We start from the raw sequence: 23,026 nt of genomic DNA on the forward strand, positions 1-23,026 counted from the left end.
CGAAAAGCGATGCATGCGCGGTTCATGACGGTCGACATCACGCCGGAGGTTCCGCTTCCGCTCGCCGGATATGCCGGCCGGGGGCAGGAATTCACGCGGGTCGACGCGCCGCTGGAGGCGAACCTGGCCGCATTCGAGGGCCAGGACGGTGCCGCGGTGGTGCTCGCAAGCGTTGACACGCTCTTCCTCGACGACAGGCTGGCCGACATGATCGCGCGGGCCTCCGGCGTCCCGCGCCGGAACCTCCTGCTGGTGGCCAGCCACACCCACAACGCACCGTCGCTTGCACCTTCCGTGCCGCGGCTCGGGCGCTTCGACGACAGTTACGGGGCCGCAGTGGCCGGCCGTATCGCCGGGGCGATCCGGCGCCTGACGGATGGGCCGGGCGTGCCCGTCTCGGCACGGTTCGGCAAGCGGCAGATTCCCATCAACGTCAACCGCCGGCGCCCGGCATGGACCGTCGACTACGGGGCAGTCCTGCGCGGGCGGCGTCCTCGCTGCGGGCGGACGGTCGCCATGGCGTCGTGGCGGCGCGGCATCGTCGATCCGGACCTGCGCTGCATCGTCTTCGCGAGTGGAGCCGGGCAGGTCATGGCGGTCCTCTGGTCCTACTGCTGCCATCCCGCCTTCTACCCGTCGGGGCTCCATGTCTCGCCGGACTTTCCGGGAGCCGTGAGGGAGGCGCTCCGCGATGCCTTCGGACGGAGCTGCGCGGTGCTCTACTTCCCGGGCTTCGCCGGCTCCGCGATCCCCGACATCCCATTCCACATGCCGCGCTCGGCCCGCGAACTGCTGTCCCGCGCGCTGCCTTTCAATCCCGGGCTCCGCTCCTTCACGCCGGCGGCCTACGCGGCCTGGACCCGCGAACTCGTCCGCGCCGCCGTCGCATGCGCGGAGGAGGCCGGCGAGAGGGCTCTCGCATCCGGCGTCGTCCGGCGTTCCGCCGCCTCTGCCGAGGTGTTCCTTCCGAAGGCTCCGGCCGCAGGGCCCGGCATCCGGCTCGAAGCCGCCCGCATCGACTTCGGCGACGGGCTCGCCGTCGTCGCCGTGAATGGCGAGATGATCGGCGAATGGGCGCCCCTCCTTGGACGGCTCCTGCCCGATACGGGGCTGGCGACGGGATACCTGGCGGGCCCCTGCCTCTACGTTCCGACCGATGACGCGGTCGCGGCCGGCGGCTACGAGGCCGACCGCTTCCGCGGAGCCTTCGGTCTCGAGGGGGAGTTCGCGGGCGGGCTCGACGACATCGTACGCAGGACATTTTCGGAACTCGACGGCCGGGCCGGACGGGAGCGCCGGCCTGCGCAGGAGGCGGACCGCTCCCGGGAGGTGGATAGCCATGATCACCAGCAGCGACATCGCGCGTGACCTGGTCGGGATGGGCGTGCGGGCAGGCGACACGCTCTATGTGCGTTCGAAGGCTTCCGCGGTCGGGCGGATGGCGCCGCCCGCCGGACAGACGCTCGTCGCGGGTCTGCTGGAGGCCGTCGGTCCCGAGGGCACCATCGTGGTACCAGCCTTTACCGATCCGGGCTTCCGGTGGTCACGGAACAAGGCGCGCTTCACCCCCGACCAGCCGCCGAACACCGGCGTGCTCAGCAAGATCGTGCTGAAGCAGGCGGGGGCGTTCCGCTCGGCGCATCCGACGCATTCCTTCGCGGCGATCGGCCCGCGGGCCAGGGAGATCCTCGGCGATCACGACGCGTCGAAGCCGGCCTTCCATCCGATGGGCCGGCTGATCGACCTCGATGCCTCGATGATCCTTCTCGGCTGCGCGACGGACAGCCCCGGCTTCTCGACGGTGCACTTCGTTCAGAACGAGCTCGGACTTTCGTCCAGGCACTGGACCCGTTTCCTCTACGAGGTCGAGGTGCCGGGCGCGGACGGAACCACGCGCTGGCACCCGTCCGAGGATCCCGGCTGCAGCCGCGGCTTCGACAAGATGTACCGCCACTACATCGCTCGGGAGAACTTCACGACCGGGCATGTCGGCGCTGCCTACACGATCCTGGTCCGGGCGCGCGGCGCGTACCAGTGCGAGCGCGACGTACTCTCGCGGGATCCCTGCGCCCTGCTCTGCGACAGGGCGGACTGCGTCTCCTGCAGGATCCTCAGGGCCTATAATCTCGGTGCGATCCCGGCTGCGTTGACCCGGCGCGTCTGGCGAAGCATGGCAGGGCGTCCCGTCAGGAGGGCAGATGCCTGACGACGAGGGCACCGTGCTGACGGCGTCCCGGTCCATTCTGGCCCTCGCCGGCATCCGGGACCGGCCGTTCCTGCGCCAGGTCTCCGTCCTCGTCGGCGGGACGGCCTTCGCCCATGCGCTCGCGCTCGCGGCGACGCCTGTCCTCACCCGTCTCTATGGCCCCGAGGAGATCGGGCTCCTGTCGCTCTACGTCGCCTTCGTGGCGCTGTGGAGCAGCTTCCTGTCGCTCCGCTACGAATCCGCGGTGTGCATCGCGCGGGCGGGATGGGACGTCGGCGCGCTCCTGATCCTCGGCGGCGTCCTCGTCCTGGCGATGTCCCTGCTCGGCACGGCGGTCCTTTTTCTGCTCGGCCGGCACGGCGTCCTTGGCTTCGACGCGCTTCCCGCCTGGGCGGCCGCCCTATGCCTGCCGGCGTCCCTCGCCTGGGGGGCAGCACTGCTGGCGAGGGCATGGCAGGTGCGGATACGCCGGTTCTGGCTGATCACGCATTCCGTCGTCACGCGATCGTTGCTGGGCATCCTTCTCTCCCTGGCGTTCGGGGTCCTTTCGTTCGGCGCCGCGGGCCTGCTGGCCGCCGAAACGCTCTCGGTGATCGTCGGCATGCTGATCCTGGTTCTGCCCCTGAGGCCTCGCATCAGGACATGGGTCAGGCGCATCCCGCGGCGAAGGATCCTGGCCGTGGGCGGGATCTACCGCAGGTTCCCGCTGCACGAGCTTCCCTCGACGGTGCTCGACAAGGTCGCCTTCGCGCTGCCGGTCCTGCTGGTGACGTCCCTTTTCGACGTGGCCGCCGCCGGCCTGTTCGGCCTGGCGTTCCGGATCGTCGGTGCGCCCGCCGCGCAGATCGGCCCCGCACTGGGAGACGTTTTCGTGTCCCGCTACGCGGAGCTTCATCGAAAAGGGCGTTACCGCGAGGGGGAGCGCCTGTTCCGTAAGACGCTGTCGCGGCTCGCGCTGGCCGGCCTCGCGCCGCTCGTCCTGTTCGTCGCGCTCGCTCCGGCTGCCTTCCCCCTGGTTCTCGGGCCGGCCTGGGGCGAGGCGGGGGCGATGGCAGCCTGGCTTTCGCTATGGATGTACGGCCTGACGGTCGTCAGCCCTCTGAGCCGGCTTCTGGCAGTCACGCAGCGGCAGGCGCTGAAGTTCACCTACGACTTCTCTGCGATCGCCGCCAGCCTCGGGGCGTTCTGGCTGGCGCAGGCGTATCGGCTGCCGCCGGATGCCATGGTGGCGGTTCTTTCGCTTCTGCATTTCCTTGCATACGGGATCTATCTGGCGATCCTTCTCCACGTTGTCCGGCGCGCCGCGAAGGCGGAGCCGGTAACGTCGCGCCGGAAGGACTAACCGCCCGAGGTACGCACGGAAGGCGGCGTCCGAGACTTTGTTATACGATATACTTCTTTTCGACTTTGAGCTAAGCTTCCTGAAAGCCGGCAGAGCGATGCGTGCTCCGCGGCGCGGTCCGCCCATAAACAAAAAATGAGGCGGCTTTCGCAGCCGTTGAATAAGGGTTCCGCTCGCTCATATCCTTTGCACGCGAAGCGTTGCGGTTAATCGCCGGGCGATGAGGACGACCTTGGAAAAGCGCCAAAAGGGGAAAATTCCGCATTCCGAGTGGCCGGCGATCCGAGCCCGCCATGCCTCGGGCGAATCCTTCGCGGGCATTGCGCGCGACTACGGCTGCACGGGTCCGGCGATCCGCTACATCATCGAACGTGGCCGGCATGCCGAAGCTCCCGTAGGCCCTGCCGAGATCCTGCCCGTGCCGGTGGAGGATCGGCCTGCCCCAGACGGGAAGGCCGAGCCCCGGCCGGCGGAGGTCCCTGACGGCGGATGGCGGGCGCGGCCGGACGCGGCGCAAGCGGCGGCATACGGCATCAATACCGAGCTGCGTCAGCGCGTCAGCAGTGACATCGCCTCCTTCCTCGCCAGTTTCGATTCCTTCCTCGACGCGGGCACAGCGGAGGACCTGGACAGCCTGCTGGACGCGACGGACCGTCTGATGCGTGCGACCGCGCGCACGCGCATTGAGCTGGAGCGGATAAGGAGTCTCGAGGTCCGTCCCGCCAGCGGCGCATCGCCGGCGGCGGCGTTCCGTGCCGCTTCGCGCCGGCGGTCCTGAGACGGCAGGTCTGCGGCGCCGGGAGAGGATCCGCCCCGCCGACCCACCTCTCCCGTCGCACGCTCATCGCGCATTGGGCGCAATGCTCGTCGCACCCGGCGCGATGGCCGTTACGCCTACGCGCGATGGTTGGCCGCCTCCAGGATCAGGCACGTGATCTCGTCAGGGCGCGAGATCAGCGAGAGGTGGCTGGCCTTCACCTCGATGGTCTTCGCGCCCATCCGCCGGGCCATGAATCGCTGGAGGTCGGGCTCGATGGTCCGGTCCTCCGTGGACACCGCATAGAAGCTCGGCTTCGAGCGCCAGGCCGCCTGCGTCGTCTTGCCGGTGAGCAGGGGCCTCTGGAAAGGCTGCTGGACGGCATACAGCACCTTCGCCTTCGCTTCCGGCAGGTCGCCCGCAAAGTCGCGCAGGAACGCCGCTTCGCTCAGCCGGCCCTCGTCCCCGTCGAAGACGATGCCAGCCGACGCCGGCGGGGTCGGGAAGGTCTTGGCGAGGGCGGTGTAGTCTTCCCCCGCATCCGGCGCGCGGGCGGCCACATAGACGACGGCCGAGACGTTGGGATGGAGGCCGGCCTGCGTCACGATCATGCCACCGAAGGAATGCCCGACCAGGACCGTCGGGCCGTCCTGGCGCGCCAGCACGCGCTCGGCAGAGGCAACGGCTTCCGGAAGCGTCGTGAGGGGGTTCTGGACGGAGGTGGTGTTCAAGCCACTCGCCTGCAGGCGGGCGATCACGTCGGTCCAGCAGGACCCGTCCGCGAACAGGCCATGCACGAAGACGACGTTGCGCGCAACGGTCGGCGTGGACGTCGCGGCCCAGCCGCGGCTCGCGACCAGCGAGGCCGCGGCGCCTGCCGCGAGGACGGTTGTGAAGGTACGGCGGTTGATCATCACATTCTCCGATCTGCAGGTTCAGGAGAGCTTCAAGCGAGCTCGAAACGAGCGGCTCCCGAGCGAAGCGCGCACTTCATTGGAGTCTTTCGACGGCACGGCCTCCGGCGTTACACGCCCGTGCCCGGTCTGAAACCAGAGAATTTCTTCTGCCCGGAATCGAGGCTTTGACTGCCGGAGGCCCGCTCCCACCGAGTCCCACTCCCGCCGCTTGCCGACAGCATCGAAAGGATCGAGGCTTGGTCCGGATGGCGCCCGGTCCGGGGCAGGGCGGAGAGACGTTTCTTTCGAGAGCGCGTAACAGGCACGAGGCTGCGGACGAAGGGCACTGAATGGATTCGCGCGAGGTGATCTGGGCACAGGCCATGCGGGCGGAGCGACAGGGCGATAGCGCCGCCTATGCGAGGTTTCTCACGGAATTCGCGAGATCGCTGCGCCGCGTCGTCCGCCTGCGCTTTCGCCAGCTCGGCCTCGGTGACCATGAGACCGAGGATATCGTGCAGGAAGTCCTGATCGCGGTGCATTCCCGACGCGGGCAGTGGGACGAGGAGAGGCCGCTGCTTCCATGGCTGAACGCGATCGCACGCTACAAGACGATCGACGCCATGCGCCGGCTGCGGCGGGACCTCAGCAGGCGGGTGGACCTCTCTGACGAGCAGTGGTCGTCGATGTTCGCGGCATCGGAAAGCGATGTCGAGACCGGTGCCATGGATGTAGAGAAGCTCATAGCCGAGCTCCCGCCGAGGCAGCAGTCTACCATCCGCGTGGTCGGCATAGAGGGCGCGTCGCATCGCGAGGCGGCGGAGCGCCTCGGCACCAGCGAGGGCGCGGTCCGGGTCGCGTTCCACAGGTCCCTGAAGAAGCTGATGGCGATCGCGCAGCGGAGGTTGGAAGGATGAGGCAGGGCAAGGCCGCCAGGCCGGTGCGGACCGACGATCTGATCCAGGGGCTGGCCATGGAGGCCGGCCAGAGCCGCGCTGGCCGGCTCTCCTTCGAGCTGGTCCTCTCGCTCGGCATCGTGGCAGCGATTATCGGCGCCTTCGCCATCGTGCTTCTGCTCGCAGGCCCGAGGCCCGGCCTGCCGTTACTGGCGCAGAGCTGGATCTTCCAGTTCAAGGTGATCGCGATGGTCTTGCTTGCCGGCGGTGCCGCATGGCTCGTCCGGGACGCGGCGAGGCCCGGCGCGCCGACACGGCTCGGCGGGGCCCTGGCGCCGGCCCTTCTGTTCCTGGCGGCGAATGTGGTCCTCGACCGCTCGGGTTATCCGCTTTCCGGCGCGCGCGCCCTGTCGGTCCCGGTCTGCGTCGGGACGATCGTGCTGGCCTCCCTGCCGGCTTTGATGCTGATGCTGGCAAGCATGCGGCGCGGCATTCCGACCCGGCTCGGCCGCGCGGGCTTCTTCGCGGGGCTGCTTGCGGGCACGCTTGGCGCCCTGGCCTACACGGTCGCCTGCGTGAACGACGGGGCGGCCTTCGTCTCCGTCTGGTACGTGGCAGCCATTCTCATCGTGGCCGGGCTCGGCGCCGTCGCCGGGCCGCGGGCGCTGGCATGGTAGATCGCCGGCGCCGAGCCGCGGGGAGGCCGGGTCCGCCCTCCGCTAGAGCCCGAAGGTGCGCTGCTCCTCGGCCAGTATGGGCGAGAAGACGTTCGGGAAGTTCCTGATCATGTAGTGCCGGAGCTCCGCCGTGCGGCGTGCGCGCAGCATGTCCCAGAACTGCTCCAGTGAATCGACGCCGCACCACCACTCCGGATGCAGCAGGAGCTGGAGGCAGGGGCGGCGATCGTCGATCCATGCCATCACCGTCCGGTGGAAGGCCATGCTGCGGCGCGAATCCGACAGGTAGGAATCGGGATCGAAGACGCGGTCGTCATAGGCGCTGACGAAGCGCTGGTAGCGGCGGCCGAGAACCTGGGGCGAAGGTCGATGGAAGCTCACCGCCCGGTCGATCCCGACGATCTGGCCAGCGACCCAGTCGAGGGTGCTCGCGATCGCCGGCTCCTCCCGGCCCACCAGCGTCTCGTCGATATGGACGCCCACGCAGTGCCCCATCTCGCGCAGCCGCCGGATAATCGCGAGCGTCCCGGGAACGAGGAAGGAATAGGTCTCGGCGTTGAGCTGGAAGAAGAAGTTGCCGGCGACGCCGTGCTCATGCTCGATCTCGCCGAGGCGCAGGGCCATGATCGGCGAGATGTCGACGTCGTGGCGCAGGCGGATGAGCGGAGTCGCGCGCTCCGCCGCGTCCACCGCCCGGTCGAGCCTCTGGAAGGAATAGCCGGACCGCAGGGCATGGGTGATCACGCCGCGGAAGGTGTCCTCCCGGAAGGGCTGGACCGGTTCCGCCGGCATTTCCGCCAGGGCGGCGGCGTCTTGTGTCTTTGGCATTGCTTCCGCTCTTCACGATGGATCGTACGTTCGCGCGGAACCGCCGCGCCGAGGCCGCGGCCGTCACCGGGCTCCGGCATGGTCCGTTCCCTTGCCCAGGCGTGGCCCGGCCGTCCCGGCCGGGTCCGCCGCGAGGACGCCGCCGAGCCGCTGCGGCGGACCGAGGAGCCGCTCATACAAGCGCACGAGCTCGCGTTCCTGGCTCTCCCAGTTCAGCGAGCCCTCGACGAGGCTGCGGCCGCGCCGGCCCATCTCCTCCGCCTCCTCGGGATGCCCGAGAAGCCATCCGATGGCGGCTGCGATGGCGGTCTCGTCACGCGGCGGCACGCACAACCCGCATCCGTTGCGCTCGACCAGATCCCGGAAGGCCGGAAAGTCGGCGGCCAGGACCGGAATGCCCGCCGCCATGTACTCGAAGATTTTGAGCGGCTGGCTTTCCATGTAGTTGCGCTGCGGCCGGTAGAGCGCGAGGCCGAGGCGGGACTCGCCGTAGAGACGCTCGATCCCCGGGCGATCCTGGTGCCCGCGGTAGTCGGCTCTCGCCCAGCCCGGCATCGCGGCCAGCGCGTCCAGCAGGGACGGAGGGTCCGCGCTTCCCGCGAGCAGGAGCCGAGCCTCGGGAAAGCCGTCGAGGCGGCCCATGGCGCCGACGATCTCCACGATGCAGCGGTCCTGCGTGAGCCCGCCGGCATAGGCGATCCCCTGGCGCTCGCGATAGGGGATCCCGGACACGCCGGCCGCGGCCGGCGCCGGAGGATAGTTCTGCACCAGGACCGTCCGCCCGGGCGGGAAACGCCGTCCGATGGTCGGGGTCGCCGCGACGACGCCCGAGAGAAGCCGCCCCGCAGTCCATTCCGCGCCAGCGGCGGCATGCGAGACGAGGCGGCGCAGGATCGGCGGGATCCAGTCCTTCGTCAGGATGTCGAGCGGCAGGTCCTCGTGCACGTCATAGACCACGCGCTTCCCGAGAAGGCGCAGCAGCACGCCCCAGGGGATCAGCTCGGGGTCGTGGAAATGGTAGACGACGCCTCCGCGCCGGAGACCGGCAAGAACCACCTCGGCCGTCGTCCCCGCCATGCGCGCGAGGCGCCCGGAACGGCGCCTGACCGGTACGATGTCGACGCCGTGCCGCCGCGTGGCGCGGCATTCCTCGGCGGAGCGGGGATCCGGGACAACGAAGGCGACCGCATAGCCGGCACGCGCGAGACCCACGCACTCTCGCCAGAAGATTCGAGGGTCGTCGGCCTGGTGGGCCGAGGACAGGTGTATGACCTCGGCCCGATGGGGCTCCGTCCGCGGCGCCATGCGTTCCCATCCTCCCCGTTCGACGCCTCGGCGCGCCAGGCAATGCCGGGCCACCCGGGCGTATCTTTTCTTATGATACACACGCGCCTTGCAAAAGCAAAAGATACGGGCCGTCCGCTGGGTTTGTTTACACCTTCGGATCGGTAAGATAACATGCCGGGCGAGGCGGCTGCGCGGGCGCCATCGGCGGCCGAAAGGACTGTCCGGGGCGGGCATCCGAAGCGGCGCATCCGAAAAGGACGGGGAAGGGCGATGAGCGACGGGCGGGGTATGCTGATGGTACCGGCGTCTCACACTTCCCCGCCGGCAGGCGGCGAAATTTCGTCGAGCGGCCCCGAGATCAGCATTTTCGAGGCGGTCCGGCGCCACAAGCTGATGGTGGCGGGACTCGTCGGGACCGCGACCATTGCCGCCATCGCCCTCGGCCAGTGCCTGACGCCGCTCTATTCGGCGGAAGCGGTCGTTCTGATCGAGCCACGGGAGCCCAGCCGCACCGCGCTGAGCAGCGATCCGACGGCGCTGCCGCCCTCGGAGGAGACGCTCAGGAAGAACGAAATCGCGGTCATACAATCGCGCAACCTGGCCGAAGAAGTCGTCGAGCGCCTGTCGCTCGAGGACGTCCCCGAGTTCAATCCGGTGCTGCGCCCCCCGGCGCTGACGGCCAGAATCCGCGGATGGATCGAGGCCAGGCTGGCCGCGCTGCTGCCGGCCGCGCTGCTCCCGACGCAGCGAGAGCCGCCGCCGGAATCGGAGGATCAGGCCACAGCCGGCGTCGTCGATTCTTTCCGCAGAAGCCTCGATACGATCTCCGGCGACGCCTCGCGCGTGGTCGGCATCCTTTTCCAGTCCGAGGATCCAGTTCGCGCCGCGCGCGTCGCGAACGCGGTGGCCGAGCAGTACATTTCGCAGAAGCGCGAGGCGGAGATCGCCGCGGCGACGAGTGCCATTCAGACGCTCGAAACGCGCATCGAGGAGATCGACAGGGAGATCTACGATACCGAGCGCCGCGTCGAGGAAGCCCGCAGGGAGAGCGAGGGCCGGCATGGCGGCAATGCCCGGACGCTGGCGGAGCAGTTCACCGAGATGAGCCGGCAGCTGGCCGCCGCGACCGGCGAGAGGATGCGCCACGAGGGGCGGCTCGACCAGCTGCAGCGGGAGGGCGGGCGCCCGGGCGAGGCTGATGCGGCGGTGCTCGACTCGCTGCTCGTGCAGCGGCTCCAGGGCGACGCCGCGGTGCTGTCGGCCCGCATAGGCCAGATGCGGACGACCCTGGGCGAGAACCACCCCGCGATGATCCAGGCGCGTGCCGAGCTTCGGGACCTGCGGGCGAGGATCGGCCAGGAGACCGACAAGATCATCGAATCGCGGCGCCGCTTGTGGGCCGACGCCGTCGAGAACGAAGCGCTGCTTCGCGCTGAGGTCGAACGGATCCGTGACCGACTCATGGAGGTCGAGGCCTCCGAGGTCGATCTCAGGGTCCTGGACCGCGAGGCCGCCGCGAAGCGGGCCCTGCTGGCGCAGCTCGTCGACCGGCTCAACGACACCAAGGCGCAGATGAACCTGATCCGCCTGCAGGGGCCGGAGGCGCGCCAGATCGCCCGAGCCGTCGTGCCGCCACGTCCGAGCTATCCCCCGAAGCTCGCGATGGCGGCGGTGGCGTTCCTGATGTCTGCCACAGCGGCCACGGTTCTGGCGGTGATGCGCGAGCGCGGGAACGAGTCCGTCCGAAGTCTCGTCCAGCTTCGCGCCCTGGCCGCGGCGCCCATCCTCGGTGCCGTCCCGGTCGTTCGGAGGCGCCGCCGCGGCCCGCCGCCCGTGCAGGTCCTGACGGACGCACAGTCCCCCCTCACGGAGAACCTGCGCGCGATCTGGTTCCAGATCGTCAGCGCCGCCCCTGCGTCCAGCAGGGTGGTGCTGATCACGTCGTCGGTCGCCGGCGAGGGCAAGAGCAGCACGGCCGCATCGCTTGCCCGCGTGCTCGCTTTGTCCGGCCACCGCGTTGTGCTTGTCGATGCGGACCTGCGCAACCCGACGGTCCACAAGGCCTTGGGCCTATCGGCCTCGCCCGGGATCGCGGAGGTCGTTCTGGACGGGCTCGACATCGCCGACGCCGTGCGCCGCGACGAGCCGTCCGGCTGCTTCGTGGTCACCTCCGGCAGGTCGGTTCCTTCCCCCGCCGACCTGCTGCAGACCGCCCGGTTCGCCGCGCTCGTCCGGGAGCTGTCCGCAGCCTTCGATGCCGTGATCGTCGACTCCCCGCCGATCCTCGCCGTCCATGACGCCGGTATTCTCGCGCTGCGCGCGCACATGACCGTCATGGCCGTCCGGTGGCGCTCGACCAAGGTCCCGGCCCTTGTCGCGGCGCTGCAGCGCCTGCGGGACCTCAGGACGCCGATCGGGGGCGTCGTGATGACGATGGTCGACGGGCCGGAATACCGCTCGCTCCGCTACGAGGAATCGGATGCCTTCGCGATTCCCTTCAACAGGTGGCTCGCAAGGTGAGGATCAGGCGGGACCGCCGCGGGCCTGCATCGGCGGACGGCAGCAGCTTCAGGAGGCATCCGGAGGAGGACGGGCATGTGCGGCATTGCCGGGATCGTGGCGCGTCATGGCGGCCTTGAGGTAGGGCGGCTGATCAGGGAGATGACGACGCGGGTCCGCCATCGCGGCCCCGACGACGAGGGCTGGCTGGTCGAGGGGCGGGTCGCGCTCGGGCACCGGCGCCTGGCGATCCTCGACCTGTCGGCGGCGGGACACCAGCCGATGACCTCGGCCGATGGTCGGTTTGCGATCACCTACAACGGCGAGATCTACAATTTCATCGAGCTGCGCTCAGAGCTCGAGGCGATGGGGCACCGGTTCCGGACGGGTACCGACACCGAGGTGGTGCTGACGGCCTTTGCGGCCTGGGGACCCGAGTGCCTGGCGCGGCTCAACGGCATGTGGTCCTTCGCGATCCATGACCGCCTGCGCCGCACGATCTTCGCCTCGCGCGACCGCTTCGGCGAGAAGCCGTTCTACTACGTGCGGACCGAGGCCTGCTTCGCCTTCGGCTCGGAGATCCGCCAATTGCTGCCCCTGCTGCCCTCGACCAGGGCGAACGCGGCGCTGGTGGCCGATTTCCTGCTGACCGGCTCGCCCGCGCAGTCGACCGAGACCTTCTTCGAAGGCGTCTCCAGCCTGGCCGCGGGGCACTTCCTCGTCTACGACATCAAGGCCGACCGCTGCGCACACGGCCGCTACTACAGCCTGGCGGAAAGGCTCGCGGCCGCCGACCCGTCGCCCGCCGAGGAGCCCGTCGCGGCGCTCCGGCGCACATTCGAGGACGCCGTACGCCTCCGCCTGCGCTCGGACGTTCAGGTCGGCGCCTGCCTCAGCGGCGGTCTCGACAGCTCCAGCATCTCCCTGATCGCGGCGCGACAGAATGCCCGTGCCGGGGCACGCTTCAACGCCGTGACGGCGATCAGCGAGGACCCCCGCAACAACGAGGAGACCTACGCCGCCGAAGTCGTGAAGGCGGGGGACCTGCGCTGGATCACCACGCGCCCGGGCTACGACGATTTCCGCGCGCTGCTCCCCCATGTCGTCGAGCACCAGGAGGAGCCCTTTCCCGGCCCGTCGATCTGCATGCAGGCCTTCGTCATGCGGGCCGCTCGGGAAAACGGCGTCGTCGTGCTTCTCGATGGCCAGGGTGGCGACGAGACGCTGCTGGGCTACGAGCGCTACTGCTCGCCCTACTGCTATGCGCTGTGGCGCGAGAAGGGGATCCTGGAGGCCATCAGGGGCGCCCGGGAGGCAATCCGGAACACCGCAGGGATGAGCGCATGGCGCCTGATCGCCCAGTCGCTGCTCTGGTTCGTGCCGGCTGCCAGATATCGCTACTTCATCCGTCGCGGCCGCTACCTGTCGCCGCGTCCGGCGCTGCCGGGCTGGGTCGGCAGCTTCGCCCGGTCCTGCCTCGACGTCCGGGCGCTGCAGATCCTGGAGATGGAGGCGACCGGCCTGCCGGCATTGCTGCGCTACGAGGACAAGAACTCCATGGCCTATTCCGTCGAGGCGCGCCTGCCCTTCCTGGACCACCGGCTGGTGGAGCAGTGCATCTCCCTGGAGCCCCAGCTCAAGATGCAGGGCGGATGGACGAAGTGGGTGCTGCGCCGAGCGATGGCGGACCTGCTTCCCGAGGGCATCGCATGGAGGCGCAACAAGATCGGCTTCGCCGCTCCCACCGACCTCTGGCTGGCCCGGCATCGTGATGTCATGGCCCGTGCCGTGACGACATCCCCCCTGATCGCCCGTTTCTGCGACCAGAGCCGTCTTACGCACCAGTTCGGCGCGCTCGACCGCGACAGCCAATGGCGACTCTACAGCCTCGCGCTCTGGGAGGAGCGCTTCAGCGTGGCGGTCTAGTTCGTATGTACTCCGGCGCGGGGTGTTCGGTCGCCAAGCTGGGACAATGGAATTCAGCCTTTTGAACGATTCTTCGTCGGGAAGAGCATGGGGCTAAAGGATCGAAAGGGCTGTCCGTTGGTGGAGGCAGCGGAAGGCGTAATCTGGGCCTCTCCAATTGCACTCCCCATTTTTCCCCCTTGCGCCCCGATGGCTAGACACCGCGGCGCATCCACGCAGTGTTCGGACCATCGGAGTTGCGGACACCTCAATTCCATCCTCCTAAGATATAGACCCTTCGCACGTGGGAGGCGGTGCGCCACTACAGCCCAAAGGCTTATACCCGGCCTTTGGGCGAAAGGCCGCCACCCTTGAGACGAAGACGCCACAGACGGAGAAACCGGCACAGAAAGATGGCCGGGAATTTGGTCCAGAGAAGGCCGAGATCAAAACGATCGTGGGAGGGACAGCATGCTCGCGGTGTACTTGAGCGGTTTGCCTGTGGATACAGCTGAAAAGATAATTGCGCAGGTCTTTTGCAGGGCGGAAGAGCTGGGAATCGTCGCGCCGAGGCTCAGTTTCGACTTTCGCGTCCAGGGAACGGTCGGGCTGACGATCTTCTGCTCCCGGCACGGCGACCTGCTGCGCCTGGTCCGGCGGCTTTCGGACCATATCGCCCTGGACTTCTCGCGGCTGGAACGCGTCAACCGGCTGCACCACCAGATTTCCGAAGCGCGCCGGATCCCCGGACTGGCCGAGAGCGCGGACATGCCAGCTTCCGCTCGCCGTCGGAGAGTGCCGGCGGGGCGCATAGCGCGCGTGCCGGGGTTTCGTCCCGGCTCGCACCTGACGCTCCTCGATCTCAGGGTCGCACTGAGGGCGATGACCGCGAACCACCCGAGCGGGCGGCGCATGAAGCGCAGCACCGACGGCGCGGCGCCAGGGATGTTCATCCGCGGACGCGCACGGGCGGCCTTCAAGTCACGCTGAGGCGCAGTCCCGCGCTGATCCGTCCGGGCCGTCCGTCTTCCGCGGACGGCGCCGGCGGCCGCGCGCGAAGACCACTCTGCATGGGGCGGGGATCGTCGCGCCGATCTGGGAATCAGCACCGCAGCGATCCTCGTCGCACCCCGCCTCGGCCGGGCCTGGCAGGCCCGCAGCGCCGCCGGCGGGACACGCTCGGTCAAGCCGCGGATAGGAGGCCTCGCCGGCACCAGCGAAAAACAACCTGACCTCTTGTTATCTTTACAGACCCCCTCCAATAAGATAGCGTCTTCAGAAAAGAAAAGATCGGCTGCTACCCGCAGTGCCGGGGCTCGGGCGACAGCAGAGCCGCGCACCACTCCTGGAGGATTAGATGAAAGCCGTCATTCAATCCGGTGGAATGGGGACTCGTCTCAGGCCATACACGATGATCCTGCCGAAGCCCCTCATGCCGGTGGGATCCAAGCCGGTCCTGGAGCTTCTTCTGAAGTGGCTCCGGCGTAACGACATCCAGGACGTCTACATCACCACCGGCTATCTCGGTCATCTCATCCGCACGGTGTGTGGCGACGGCCGGCAGTGGGGCCTGAAGATCAGGTACACCGAGGAGCCGGAGCCTCTCGGGACGGTCGGCCCGCTCGCCATGCTGCGCGACGCGCTGGACAGCACCTTCCTCGTCATCAACGGCGACGTGCTGACGGATCTAAACCTGGACGCCTTCGCGGCCGCCCATCGGCGCTACGGATCCCTGCTGACGATCGCCACCGCGCGCCGGCTCCTGCGGACGGACTTCGGCATCATCGAGTCCGAGGATGGGCGCGTCACCCGCTTCCAGGAGAAGCCGACGCTCACCCAGCAGGTCAGCATGGGCGTCTATTGCATGGAGCCCGACGTTCTCGACTACATCCCTGAAGGCGTTCCTTTCGGCTTCGACAATCTGATGTGCACGATGATGGCCCGGAACATTCCCGTCGGCACGTTCCTGCACGGCGGCTTCTGGCTCGACATCGGGCGGGTGGAGGACTTCAACAAGGCTCAGGAGCTGAGCTGGGACGAGCAGACTCCCGCCTTCGATACGCTCGCGCTCGCCTGAGCCGCTTGGCACCGGAGGCGGCGCCAGATTCTGGACGCCTCCGTCGCCGGCCGGGCCCGTATCTGGAAACCGTGTCGGGGGAACCGATGCTGCTCGTAGCCAAGCCCGTCCTGGGCAATGCGGAAAAGATCGCGCTTGCCGAAGTCATCGACAGCGAGTGGATCACGCAGGGCGACCGGGTCAAGGCCTTCGAGCGCGCCTTCGCGGAGCGGCACGGCATCGGCGACGCAGTGGCCGTCAGCTCCTGCACCGCGGGCCTCCACCTTGCGATGCTCGCGCTGGGCATAGGGCCGGGGGACGAGGTGCTGGTCCCGTCGCTGACCTTCGTGGCGACAGCGAACAGTGCCCTCTATGCCGGGGCGACGCCCGTCTTCGTGGACATCGAGGGCATCGATGCGCCGCTCATGAGCCTTGCGGACGCCGCTGCGAAATGCACCACGAGGACGAAGGCCCTCATCCTCGTGCATTACGCGGGCTACCTGGCCGACCTGGCGGCATGGCGCTCCTTCGCCGAGCGGCGCGGCCTTCTGCTTGTCGAGGACGCAGCGCATGCCGCGGGGCTCGTGCAGAACCGCCACCAATCGGACGCCGCGGTCTACAGCTTCTACGGCAATAAGAACATGACTACCGCCGAAGGCGGAATGGTCGCCGCGCGCGACCCGGGGGTGCTCGAGACCATCCGGCTGATGCGCGGCCACGGCATGACCGCGACGGCCCAGCAGCGTCTGACGGCACGCGCGCCGGCCTACGACGTGACGGTGCTCGGCTACAACTACCGCATGGACGAGCTTCGCGCTGCGATCGGGCTGGTCCAACTGGAGCGGCTCGCCGTCTGGAACGAGCGCCGCGCGCGCCTCGCGCGATCGTATCGGAGCCTCCTGGCCGCACGCTGCCCGGCGGTTTCCGTACCGTTCGCCGAGGCATGGACGTCCGCGCACCACATCCTTCCCATCGTCCTGCCGGAATGGGCGGATCGCCAACACGTCATGGAACGGCTGAGGGGCGACGGGATCCAGACGACCGTCCATTACCCGCCGGTCCATCGCCTCACGCTCTACCGGGACCGCGTTCCCGCGGGCTCCCTGCCGATCACGGAGGCCTTCGCCGCGCGCGAGCTGACGCTGCCGCTGCACCCGGAGATGGACGAGGGGCAGGTGGAGACCGTGGTCGGCGCCCTGGCGTCGGCACTGGGCTGAATTGGCACCGGGCTGAAAGGGAGGATTCCATGGAGAGATTGATGAAGCGGGTCGTCGTGCGCAGGCGGCCGCATGGTCCTCGCTCCCTGCCGCGTCGCGCCATCGATATCCTCGTGGCTCTTGCGGGCCTGGTGATCCTTGCGCCGCTGATGCTGCTCATCGCGCTCGCGGTGCGTCTCGAGACCCCGGGCCCGGCCCTCTTCTCGCAGATCCGCATCGGGCGCGAGGGCCGCCATTTCGTGCTGTACAAGTTCCGGAAGTTCCATTGCCGCACGCAGGCCGGCGACAGGCCGCTGACGCTGCGCGACGACCCCCGCTTCACCCGGCTGGGCCGCGTGCTCGAGAGGACGAAGCTGGACGAGCTGCCGCAGCTCTGGAACGTCCTCAGGGGCGACATGTCCCTCGTCGGGCCGCGGCCCGAGACGCTGGATTTCGCGGATTGCTTCCAGGGGCCCTACCGCGCCGTCCTCGATCACACGCCGGGCATCTTCGGCCCCTCCCAGGTGGCGTGCCGCCACGAGGCCACGCTCTACCCGGAAGGCTGCGATCCCCGCGAGTTCTACCGGGCCTTCCTCTTCCCCATGAAGGCGCGGCTGGATCTCGCCTACTACGCCCGGCGCACGGTTCTGAGCGACCTGGCATGGGCCTGGCGCGGCATCTGGTCGGTGTTCTCGCTGTCGTCGATGCCGGGCGAGGCCGGCGACCGCTTCGCCGCGCTGGAGGACTGGGTCGTCGGTCACGGCACGCGCAGAGGCCGCGCCGATCCCGCAGCCAGCTTGCGCCGCTAACCGCCGGAGGAAACCATGCCCGCCCAGCCGATCAGCGCATTCGCGGACGTCCTTCCCCGCTCCGCGGACCGCTCCAGAACGCCGGTCTCCGGAACGCCGGTCGTCTGCGTCCAGGGACTGGGCTTCGTCGGCGCGGCCATGGCCGCGGCCGTCGCGAGCGCCCGCGGCGAGGACGGCCGGCCGGCCTATGCCGTGATCGGGGTGGACCTGCCGACTGAGGACGGCCGCTCGCGCATAGCCGCAATGAACCGCGGCGCCTTCCCCTTCGCGACGACGGACGAGGAGCTCAAGGCCCGCATCGCAGCAGCCCACGAGGCCGGAAACCTGTCGGCCTGCGACGACCCCGCCGCCTTCGCCAGCGCCTCGGTCATCCTGGTCGACGTGCCGCTGGACGTTGAGCGTCACCGGGACGTCCCGCGTCTGGCCCTGAGGCCGTTCCTGGCCGCGCTGGCGACGGTCGGCGCGCATATGGCGCCGGATGCCCTCGTCATCATCGAGACGACCGTGCCGCCGGGAACCACCGAGCGCGTGGCCGCCCCAATCCTGAGGGAGGAGCTGTCGCGCCGCGGTCTCCCGACGGACCGGATGAGGCTGGCCCACGCCTACGAACGGCTCATGCCGGGCGACCGGTACTACGATTCCGTCGTCAACATGCCGCGGGTCTTCGCGGGCATCGATGCAAGGTCCGCCGAGGCCTGCGAGGCGTTCCTCGCGACCGTGATCGACGTGGAGCGCCATCCGCTGACGCGGCTGTCCGGCACCACGGCTTCCGAGGTCGGGAAGGTCCTCGAGAACACCTTCCGGGCGGTGACGATCGCGCTGATGGACGAATGGGGCGGCTTCGCCGAGAGGACCGGCGTCGACCTGTTCGAGGTGGTCTCGGCCATCCGCAACCGGCCCACCCACCGCAATATCCGGACGCCCGGCTTCGGCGTCGGCGGCTACTGCCTGACCAAGGATCCCCTGATGGGCTGGCTGGCGGCGCGGGAGATCTTCGGCTTCGAGCAGGATTTCCCGATCTCCCGGCTGGCCGTCGAAATCAACCGGGACATGCCGATGCGGACGCTCGATACCGTCCGGCGCCTCCTCGACGGCAGCCTCGAGGGACGCCGAATCCTGCTGCTCGGCCTCAGCTATCGCGAGGGGGTCGGCGATACGCGCTCCTCGCCGTCCGAGGTCTTCTACCGCGCGGCGCGCGAGCAGGGGGCCGAGGTGGCCGTGCACGATCCGCTCGTCGGACGCTGGCGCGAGCAGGACCTAGACGTGCCCGCCGAGATCCCGCCGGCCGAGGGGTTCGATGCGGTCGTGACCGCCGTGCCGCACGAGGAATACAGGAGCTTCGATTTCCGGCGCTGGCTCGGCGGCCGCCGCCTGCTGTTCGTGGATGCCTTCGACGTCCTCGGATCCGGCCGGCGCCGGGAACTGCGGGCGCTTGGCTGTCGCGTCGAGAGCATCGGAAGGGGGGAAGGGCTGTGAGCCGGGTCCTGATCACCGGAGGGTGCGGCTTCATCGGCCACCACCTGGCCAGACGGCTGCTCGAAGCGGGATACGAGGTCGACGTTCTCGATCGCGACGCGGGCCCGGAAAACGACCCCGATATTGCTGCGCTCGAGGCCACCGGGCGGTATCGGGTCTTCCGCCGCAATCTCGGCGCGGCCGGGGCGCTTGACGGGCTGGGGCGCGACTACGGCCTCGTCTTCCACATGGCGGCTGCGCTCGGCGTGCGGAACGTCATGGCGCAACCCTACGCGGTGCTCCGAGACAATGTCGGACTTCTCGCGCGGATGATCGAGTTCGCGCAGGGCCAGGACCGCCTGGAGCGATTCGTCTTCCCGTCCACGAGCGAAGTCTATGCGGGCACCCTCGAGCGTTTCGGGATGCCGTTGCCGACCCCCGAGACGACGCCGCTCGCCATTTCCGAACTGGCGCAGCCGAGGACGTCCTACATGCTTTCGAAGATCTGCGGCGAGGCGCTGTGCCATTACGGCGGCATCCCTTTCACCATCGTCCGTCCGCACAATGTCTATGGACCACGCATGGGGATGCGGCACGTCGTCCCCGAGCTGCTGGCACGCGCCCATGCCTGCCCGCCGGGCGGGCGGCTGACGGTCTACTCGCCGCAGCATCGGCGGACATTCTGCTACATCGACGACGCCGTCGAGCTCATCGTGAGGCTCGCCGAGGCGCCCGAGGCGGAGAACGGGACCTTCAACATCGGCGCCCCCGATGGCGAGACGTCCATGGAGGACTTGGCCCGCCTGGTGGCGCGGACGGTCGGCAAGCGGCTGGATATCGAAGGGGGGCCGGACACGCCCGGCTCTCCGGCCCGGCGCTGGCCCGACATCCGCCGCGCCGTGGCGGCCACGTCCTTCGTTCCGGCAACGCCCCTGGGTGACGGAGTCCGAAGGACCTACGACTGGTACCGCGCGCGCGTCTTCGAGACTGTGGAGACGTTCGAATAGATCCAGAACAGCGAGCTTCCATAGGCGTATTCGTCGACCCGCATCAGCCAGTCCCGGCTTCGGAAGGCGGCCTCCAGGTCCCGCGGGTTGTTGACGATCAGCCAGACGCGGCGCGGCCTTCTCCTGAGCGAGGCATCGATGTTCCGCAGCACGGAAACCATGACCGCGTCCCTGAACGGGTTGAAGAAGAAGAAGACGTTCTCGTCGTCCCGGACCGCATAGTTCGCGGCGTCCGCCTCGACGATCTCGAACACGGCCCGCCCGCGGCGGCGGCACCGGAAGGCATCGACGTTGCGCCGGCAGATCTCGCACAGCTCAGGGGCGAACTCCACGCCAACAATCCGGTGGAAGGGATGGCTGGCCGCCGCGAAGAGCGCCCGTCCCTTGCCGCAGCCGAAATCGACGAAGACGCCGCCATACGGCAGGCCGAGCCTGCGCATCAGCATGCGGAACGCCCTCACGCGCGTCGGCACGTAGGAGACGCCGAGATGCCTGTTCGGGCTCGAGATGCTCAATCCGTCGAGCTCGACCGGCGCCGACGTCTCGACCCCGAGAACCGCGTCGAAGAGCGCGTCCTCGACGGCAACCGCCGCATTCTCGATGGTTCTGCGGAGACCTTGCCGAGGCACGCTTCTCATCACCCGCGAGACGAGGCTCGGCGATCCTGAGGGTGAGGGCGCGCATGCGACGCCCGGGACATGGTCATCTGCCATGGCGGCTCCGGGGTATGTGAGAGCGCGATCGGGGTTCAGGCGTAGCGCAGGTGCTCGTGGACACCGTCGCCGAGGTTGAAGAGCGCGTCGACTATGCTCAGGCCGGGAAGGAAGGCCGAGCCGGGCTGCTGATAGGGGCGAGGCCGGTATTCCCGGACATGCAGCGCGATGCCTGCCCGGGCGAACTTCTCGGGGTCCTGGTAGTTCTGCCCCCCGCCGCCCGAGACATAGCCCGTGCCGCCGGCCGCCTTGACGAGTTCGATGATGCGGTCGTCGCGACAGGAATCCACCGCGTAGGAGCTCGAGACCTGCAGCCGGCAGGAAAGGCCGAGATGCCGCGCGAGCCTCGTGACGGCCTCGATGTTGAACTCGCAGAGATACTCCGTCTCCAGGGACAGGATTTCGGCGGCCAAATCCATGGCCTCATCGAATTTCGGCGCCCGGCGGTACGTGTGCCGCAGGGTCTGCAGGTGGCGCCGGCGCCAGTTGGGGTCGGCGAACTTCACGTCCCTGATGAGCTGCCGCTCGCCGCGGGAGACCGGGATCGACAGCCATGTCCCGTCATTCGGCGAATGGATCCGCGTGCGGGAAACGTAGCTGCGGCCCTGGGGGAACTGCACGTCGTCGAGAAAGACGAAGATGTCGGCCTGGGCCATCTTCGCGAAGTACCCGAGCCAGGGCAGATAGTTGGGCTGATGGACGGCGACCGTGACGGGGCGGTCCTCGTCCGGACGGACATCGGGCAGAGGGGCAAGTGACGTTTGCATCACCGGCTTCGCGCCTCCGATGGAGGGGGGCCCCGCCCTGGGGGGACGAGCGGCGCCGGGTCCCGCATCCGGGCCCGGCGGTCCGTCGCGCGGACGAAAATGACAATAACCATGTATGGATGAAAAGAAAATATACCCGATTCCCATAGGCCTGCCTTTTTGCAACTGCTTCCGGCCGCAGGATCGGACCAGGCACGGGCGCCGCAGCAGATCAATGCCGCCTGGGGAGGAGAGGCGTGCATCGCGCCTGAAGGACCTTCGACACCACGGATCTTTTCGGTTATCTTACCGAGGCTTCAGGAGGTCGTCCGCTCCGCCCCTGCGAAGGAGGAGGGCATGCCCGGCGATACCAGCGGCTCCGGCATCCGCGGGATCGAGGCTCCGGCATCGGGAGGCCTCGCCAGGAAGATGCTCCTCGCCGCCGCCCTGACACTGGCCGCGCTCGTGCTTCCGGCGTTTCTGGTGCCTTCTGACGATGCGCGCCTGGGCCTTCCCGGCGAAGGTCCTGCCCTCCCGGATCTGCACGTGTCCACGTTGGGATCGGACGAAGGTGCAGGAACGGCATCCTCGCCTTTTCGCACGATCGAAAGGGCTGCTAGGGCGGCGCGGCCGGGTACCACCGTGCGTGTCGCTCCGGGTACCTACGAGGGCGGCTTCACGACGGACAGGAGCGGCACCGCGCGGGACCCCATACGCTTCGTCTCGGATGTGCGTTGGGGCGCCAGGATCGTTCCGCCGGAGAACTCCGCAAGCCCCGTCGCCTGGAACAACAGCGGCGACCATGTCCGCATCGAGGGCTTCGAGGTCGATGGCACCGGACATCGGTCCGGTACGCCCTGGCGGCTCGGTATCTATACCACCGGCACGGGATCGGTCGTCGTGGGCAACAAGGTGCACCACATCGCCACGAGGCCCGACGCGGCGGCGGAGCCGGATGGTGGCGCCGGTATCGAGGGGGACGGATACAAAGGCGGCACGGGGATCAGGATCCTCGACAACCTCGTTCACCACATCGGACCCGGCATCGGATCGACCAATCTGATCCAGGGCATCTATCACACGGGCACCGGCGTCGTGTCCGGCAACCTGGTCCACAACGTCGCTGCGGCAGGGATCAGCCTCTGGCACGACGTCCGCTCGGTCGATGTCGTCAACAACACCGTGTTCCGATCCGACTTCGGCATCTGGGTCGGCGGAGGCGATTACGTCACGGGCTCGGGACCGGCCGACGACATCCGGGTCCTCAACAACCTAGTCTACGACAACGCGCGCTACGGAATCGCCGAAGGCGGCGACACCGGCAGGAGCAACGTCTACGAAAGCAACCTGGTGCATGGGAACGGGACCGACTGGCGGCTCCAGAACGGGCTGACGCATGTGCGCTCCATCGCGGCGGACCCGGGTTTCGTGCATTACGACCCGGCCGGGAACGGCGACTACCGCCTGTCGGCCGGTTCCCCCGCCATCGACGCGGGAACCGCGCTCATCCCGGACGCGGAAGGGGACGGGGACCTTCTCCGCGTCCAGGGGCGCGCGCCGGATATCGGCGCCTACGAGCGCCGCTCCGACGGCGGGGAAAGCTCGCTGGCCGACCGGCGGTAGCAGGGGCGCGCCCGCTTCCCCGCGCCGGGGCTGTGTCTTTACTCGACGGTGACGCTCTTGGCGAGGTTTCTGGGCTGGTCGACGTCGGTGCCCTTGGCGACGGCCGTGTGATAGGCCAGGAGCTGCAT

General features: G+C 68.7%; 20 protein-coding genes. 15 read left to right on the plus strand and 5 right to left on the minus strand.

Going from position 1 to position 23,026, the window contains the following annotated elements:
• The first annotated feature begins 24 nt into the window (after positions 1-24).
• The 4 genes from JUB13_RS28040 to JUB13_RS28055 all read left to right on the plus strand — a co-directional run bounded on the left by JUB13_RS28040 (position 25) and on the right by JUB13_RS28055 (position 4,326).
• The gene (locus JUB13_RS28040; protein ID WP_207485278.1) at positions 25-1,368 is read left to right on the plus strand and encodes a hypothetical protein; all 1,344 of its coding nucleotides are present in this window, start codon (positions 25-27) and stop codon (positions 1,366-1,368) included.
• Positions 1,340-2,206, plus strand: a complete 867-nt coding sequence (locus tag JUB13_RS28045) for an AAC(3) family N-acetyltransferase (RefSeq protein WP_207485280.1) — start codon at positions 1,340-1,342, stop codon at positions 2,204-2,206. The genes JUB13_RS28040 and JUB13_RS28045 overlap by 29 nt, the downstream gene beginning before the upstream one ends.
• A complete protein-coding gene (locus JUB13_RS28050) occupies positions 2,199-3,548 on the plus strand; it encodes a lipopolysaccharide biosynthesis protein (RefSeq protein ID WP_207485282.1) in 1,350 nt (449 codons plus the stop codon). Before JUB13_RS28045 ends, JUB13_RS28050 begins: the two co-directional genes overlap by 8 nt.
• A 418-nt stretch (positions 3,549-3,966) precedes the next feature.
• Positions 3,967-4,326: a hypothetical protein gene (locus tag JUB13_RS28055; protein WP_207485283.1), complete on the plus strand. Its 360-nt coding sequence runs from the start codon at positions 3,967-3,969 to the stop codon at positions 4,324-4,326.
• Between the two features lie 116 nt (positions 4,327-4,442).
• Here the strand turns inward: JUB13_RS28055 and JUB13_RS28060 are convergent, their stop codons facing one another.
• Positions 4,443-5,219, minus strand: a complete 777-nt coding sequence (locus tag JUB13_RS28060) for an alpha/beta fold hydrolase (RefSeq protein WP_207485285.1) — start codon at positions 5,217-5,219, stop codon at positions 4,443-4,445.
• A 332-nt stretch (positions 5,220-5,551) separates the two neighbouring features.
• Here JUB13_RS28060 and JUB13_RS28065 point away from each other — a divergent pair, with 332 nt between their 5' ends.
• Both JUB13_RS28065 and JUB13_RS28070 read left to right on the plus strand, forming a co-directional pair.
• Entirely contained in the window at positions 5,552-6,118 is a 567-nt protein-coding gene (locus JUB13_RS28065; RefSeq protein WP_207485287.1) for a sigma-70 family RNA polymerase sigma factor, read from the plus strand.
• Entirely contained in the window at positions 6,115-6,774 is a 660-nt protein-coding gene (locus JUB13_RS28070; RefSeq protein WP_207485289.1) for an NrsF family protein, read from the plus strand. The genes JUB13_RS28065 and JUB13_RS28070 overlap by 4 nt, the downstream gene beginning before the upstream one ends.
• Before the next feature lie 42 nt (positions 6,775-6,816).
• Here the strand turns inward: JUB13_RS28070 and JUB13_RS28075 are convergent, their stop codons facing one another.
• Positions 6,817-7,602 (minus strand): hypothetical protein, encoded by a 786-nt coding sequence (locus tag JUB13_RS28075; RefSeq protein ID WP_207485291.1) that lies wholly within the window; start codon positions 7,600-7,602, stop codon positions 6,817-6,819.
• Between the two features lie 63 nt (positions 7,603-7,665).
• Positions 7,666-8,907: a glycosyltransferase family 4 protein gene (locus JUB13_RS28080; protein WP_207485293.1), complete on the minus strand. Its 1,242-nt coding sequence runs from the start codon at positions 8,905-8,907 to the stop codon at positions 7,666-7,668.
• 252 nt (positions 8,908-9,159) lie between these two features.
• Between JUB13_RS28080 and JUB13_RS28085 the strand changes: the two genes are divergently transcribed.
• The 8 genes from JUB13_RS28085 (at position 9,160) to JUB13_RS28120 (ending at position 19,816) form a co-directional block, all read left to right on the plus strand.
• Positions 9,160-11,409, plus strand: coding sequence for a GumC family protein (locus JUB13_RS28085; protein WP_207485295.1), 2,250 nt, complete (start codon positions 9,160-9,162; stop codon positions 11,407-11,409).
• A gap of 75 nt (positions 11,410-11,484) precedes the next feature.
• Positions 11,485-13,314, plus strand: a complete 1,830-nt coding sequence (gene asnB / locus JUB13_RS28090) for an asparagine synthase (glutamine-hydrolyzing) (RefSeq protein ID WP_207485297.1) — start codon at positions 11,485-11,487, stop codon at positions 13,312-13,314.
• A gap of 450 nt (positions 13,315-13,764) precedes the next feature.
• On the plus strand, positions 13,765-14,283 hold the full coding sequence (locus tag JUB13_RS28095; RefSeq protein WP_207485299.1) for a hypothetical protein: 519 nt from the start codon (positions 13,765-13,767) through the stop codon (positions 14,281-14,283).
• A 367-nt stretch (positions 14,284-14,650) separates the two neighbouring features.
• Positions 14,651-15,370, plus strand: a complete 720-nt coding sequence (locus JUB13_RS28100; RefSeq protein WP_207485301.1) for a nucleotidyltransferase family protein — start codon at positions 14,651-14,653, stop codon at positions 15,368-15,370.
• Positions 15,371-15,456: 86 nt separating this feature from the next.
• A complete protein-coding gene (locus JUB13_RS28105) occupies positions 15,457-16,566 on the plus strand; it encodes a DegT/DnrJ/EryC1/StrS family aminotransferase (RefSeq protein ID WP_207485303.1) in 1,110 nt (369 codons plus the stop codon).
• Between the two features lie 29 nt (positions 16,567-16,595).
• The gene (locus JUB13_RS28110) at positions 16,596-17,354 is read left to right on the plus strand and encodes a sugar transferase (protein WP_207485305.1); all 759 of its coding nucleotides are present in this window, start codon (positions 16,596-16,598) and stop codon (positions 17,352-17,354) included.
• Between the two features lie 15 nt (positions 17,355-17,369).
• Positions 17,370-18,830 (plus strand): nucleotide sugar dehydrogenase, encoded by a 1,461-nt coding sequence (locus JUB13_RS28115; protein WP_207485307.1) that lies wholly within the window; start codon positions 17,370-17,372, stop codon positions 18,828-18,830.
• Positions 18,827-19,816, plus strand: coding sequence for an NAD-dependent epimerase/dehydratase family protein (locus JUB13_RS28120; RefSeq protein ID WP_207485309.1), 990 nt, complete (start codon positions 18,827-18,829; stop codon positions 19,814-19,816). The genes JUB13_RS28115 and JUB13_RS28120 overlap by 4 nt, the downstream gene beginning before the upstream one ends.
• Here JUB13_RS28120 and JUB13_RS28125 read toward each other — a convergent pair.
• Positions 19,765-20,445, minus strand: coding sequence for a class I SAM-dependent methyltransferase (locus JUB13_RS28125; RefSeq protein WP_207485311.1), 681 nt, complete (start codon positions 20,443-20,445; stop codon positions 19,765-19,767). The two genes, JUB13_RS28120 and JUB13_RS28125, sit on opposite strands and share 52 nt — an antisense overlap.
• A gap of 119 nt (positions 20,446-20,564) precedes the next feature.
• Positions 20,565-21,296 carry a WbqC family protein gene (locus JUB13_RS28130; protein ID WP_207485313.1) on the minus strand — a complete coding sequence of 244 codons (732 nt, stop codon included), beginning with the start codon at positions 21,294-21,296 and terminating at the stop codon, positions 20,565-20,567.
• Positions 21,297-21,632: 336 nt separating this feature from the next.
• Between JUB13_RS28130 and JUB13_RS28135 the strand changes: the two genes are divergently transcribed.
• The gene (locus tag JUB13_RS28135) at positions 21,633-22,898 is read left to right on the plus strand and encodes a right-handed parallel beta-helix repeat-containing protein (RefSeq protein WP_207485315.1); all 1,266 of its coding nucleotides are present in this window, start codon (positions 21,633-21,635) and stop codon (positions 22,896-22,898) included.
• Positions 22,899-23,026: the final 128 nt, after the last annotated feature.

Source organism: Arenibaculum pallidiluteum (assembly GCF_017355985.1).
In the GTDB taxonomy this organism is placed as follows: Bacteria; Pseudomonadota; Alphaproteobacteria; order Azospirillales; family Azospirillaceae; genus Arenibaculum; species Arenibaculum pallidiluteum.

Coding starts and splice junctions, on each gene's coding strand:
- JUB13_RS28040 (WP_207485278.1), top strand. CDS start 25: ATGACGGTCGACATCACGCCGGAGGTTCCGCTTCCGCTCGCCGGATAT.
- JUB13_RS28045 (WP_207485280.1), top strand. CDS start 1,340: ATGATCACCAGCAGCGACATCGCGCGTGACCTGGTCGGGATGGGCGTG.
- JUB13_RS28050 (WP_207485282.1), top strand. CDS start 2,199: ATGCCTGACGACGAGGGCACCGTGCTGACGGCGTCCCGGTCCATTCTG.
- JUB13_RS28060 (WP_207485285.1), bottom strand. CDS start 5,219: ATGATCAACCGCCGTACCTTCACAACCGTCCTCGCGGCAGGCGCCGCG.
- JUB13_RS28065 (WP_207485287.1), top strand. CDS start 5,552: ATGGATTCGCGCGAGGTGATCTGGGCACAGGCCATGCGGGCGGAGCGA.
- JUB13_RS28070 (WP_207485289.1), top strand. CDS start 6,115: ATGAGGCAGGGCAAGGCCGCCAGGCCGGTGCGGACCGACGATCTGATC.
- JUB13_RS28075 (WP_207485291.1), bottom strand. CDS start 7,602: ATGCCAAAGACACAAGACGCCGCCGCCCTGGCGGAAATGCCGGCGGAA.
- JUB13_RS28080 (WP_207485293.1), bottom strand. CDS start 8,907: ATGGCGCCGCGGACGGAGCCCCATCGGGCCGAGGTCATACACCTGTCC.
- JUB13_RS28085 (WP_207485295.1), top strand. CDS start 9,160: ATGAGCGACGGGCGGGGTATGCTGATGGTACCGGCGTCTCACACTTCC.
- asnB (WP_207485297.1), top strand. CDS start 11,485: ATGTGCGGCATTGCCGGGATCGTGGCGCGTCATGGCGGCCTTGAGGTA.
- JUB13_RS28095 (WP_207485299.1), top strand. CDS start 13,765: ATGCTCGCGGTGTACTTGAGCGGTTTGCCTGTGGATACAGCTGAAAAG.
- JUB13_RS28100 (WP_207485301.1), top strand. CDS start 14,651: ATGAAAGCCGTCATTCAATCCGGTGGAATGGGGACTCGTCTCAGGCCA.
- JUB13_RS28105 (WP_207485303.1), top strand. CDS start 15,457: ATGCTGCTCGTAGCCAAGCCCGTCCTGGGCAATGCGGAAAAGATCGCG.
- JUB13_RS28110 (WP_207485305.1), top strand. CDS start 16,596: ATGGAGAGATTGATGAAGCGGGTCGTCGTGCGCAGGCGGCCGCATGGT.
- JUB13_RS28115 (WP_207485307.1), top strand. CDS start 17,370: ATGCCCGCCCAGCCGATCAGCGCATTCGCGGACGTCCTTCCCCGCTCC.
- JUB13_RS28130 (WP_207485313.1), bottom strand. CDS start 21,296: ATGCAAACGTCACTTGCCCCTCTGCCCGATGTCCGTCCGGACGAGGAC.
- JUB13_RS28135 (WP_207485315.1), top strand. CDS start 21,633: ATGCCCGGCGATACCAGCGGCTCCGGCATCCGCGGGATCGAGGCTCCG.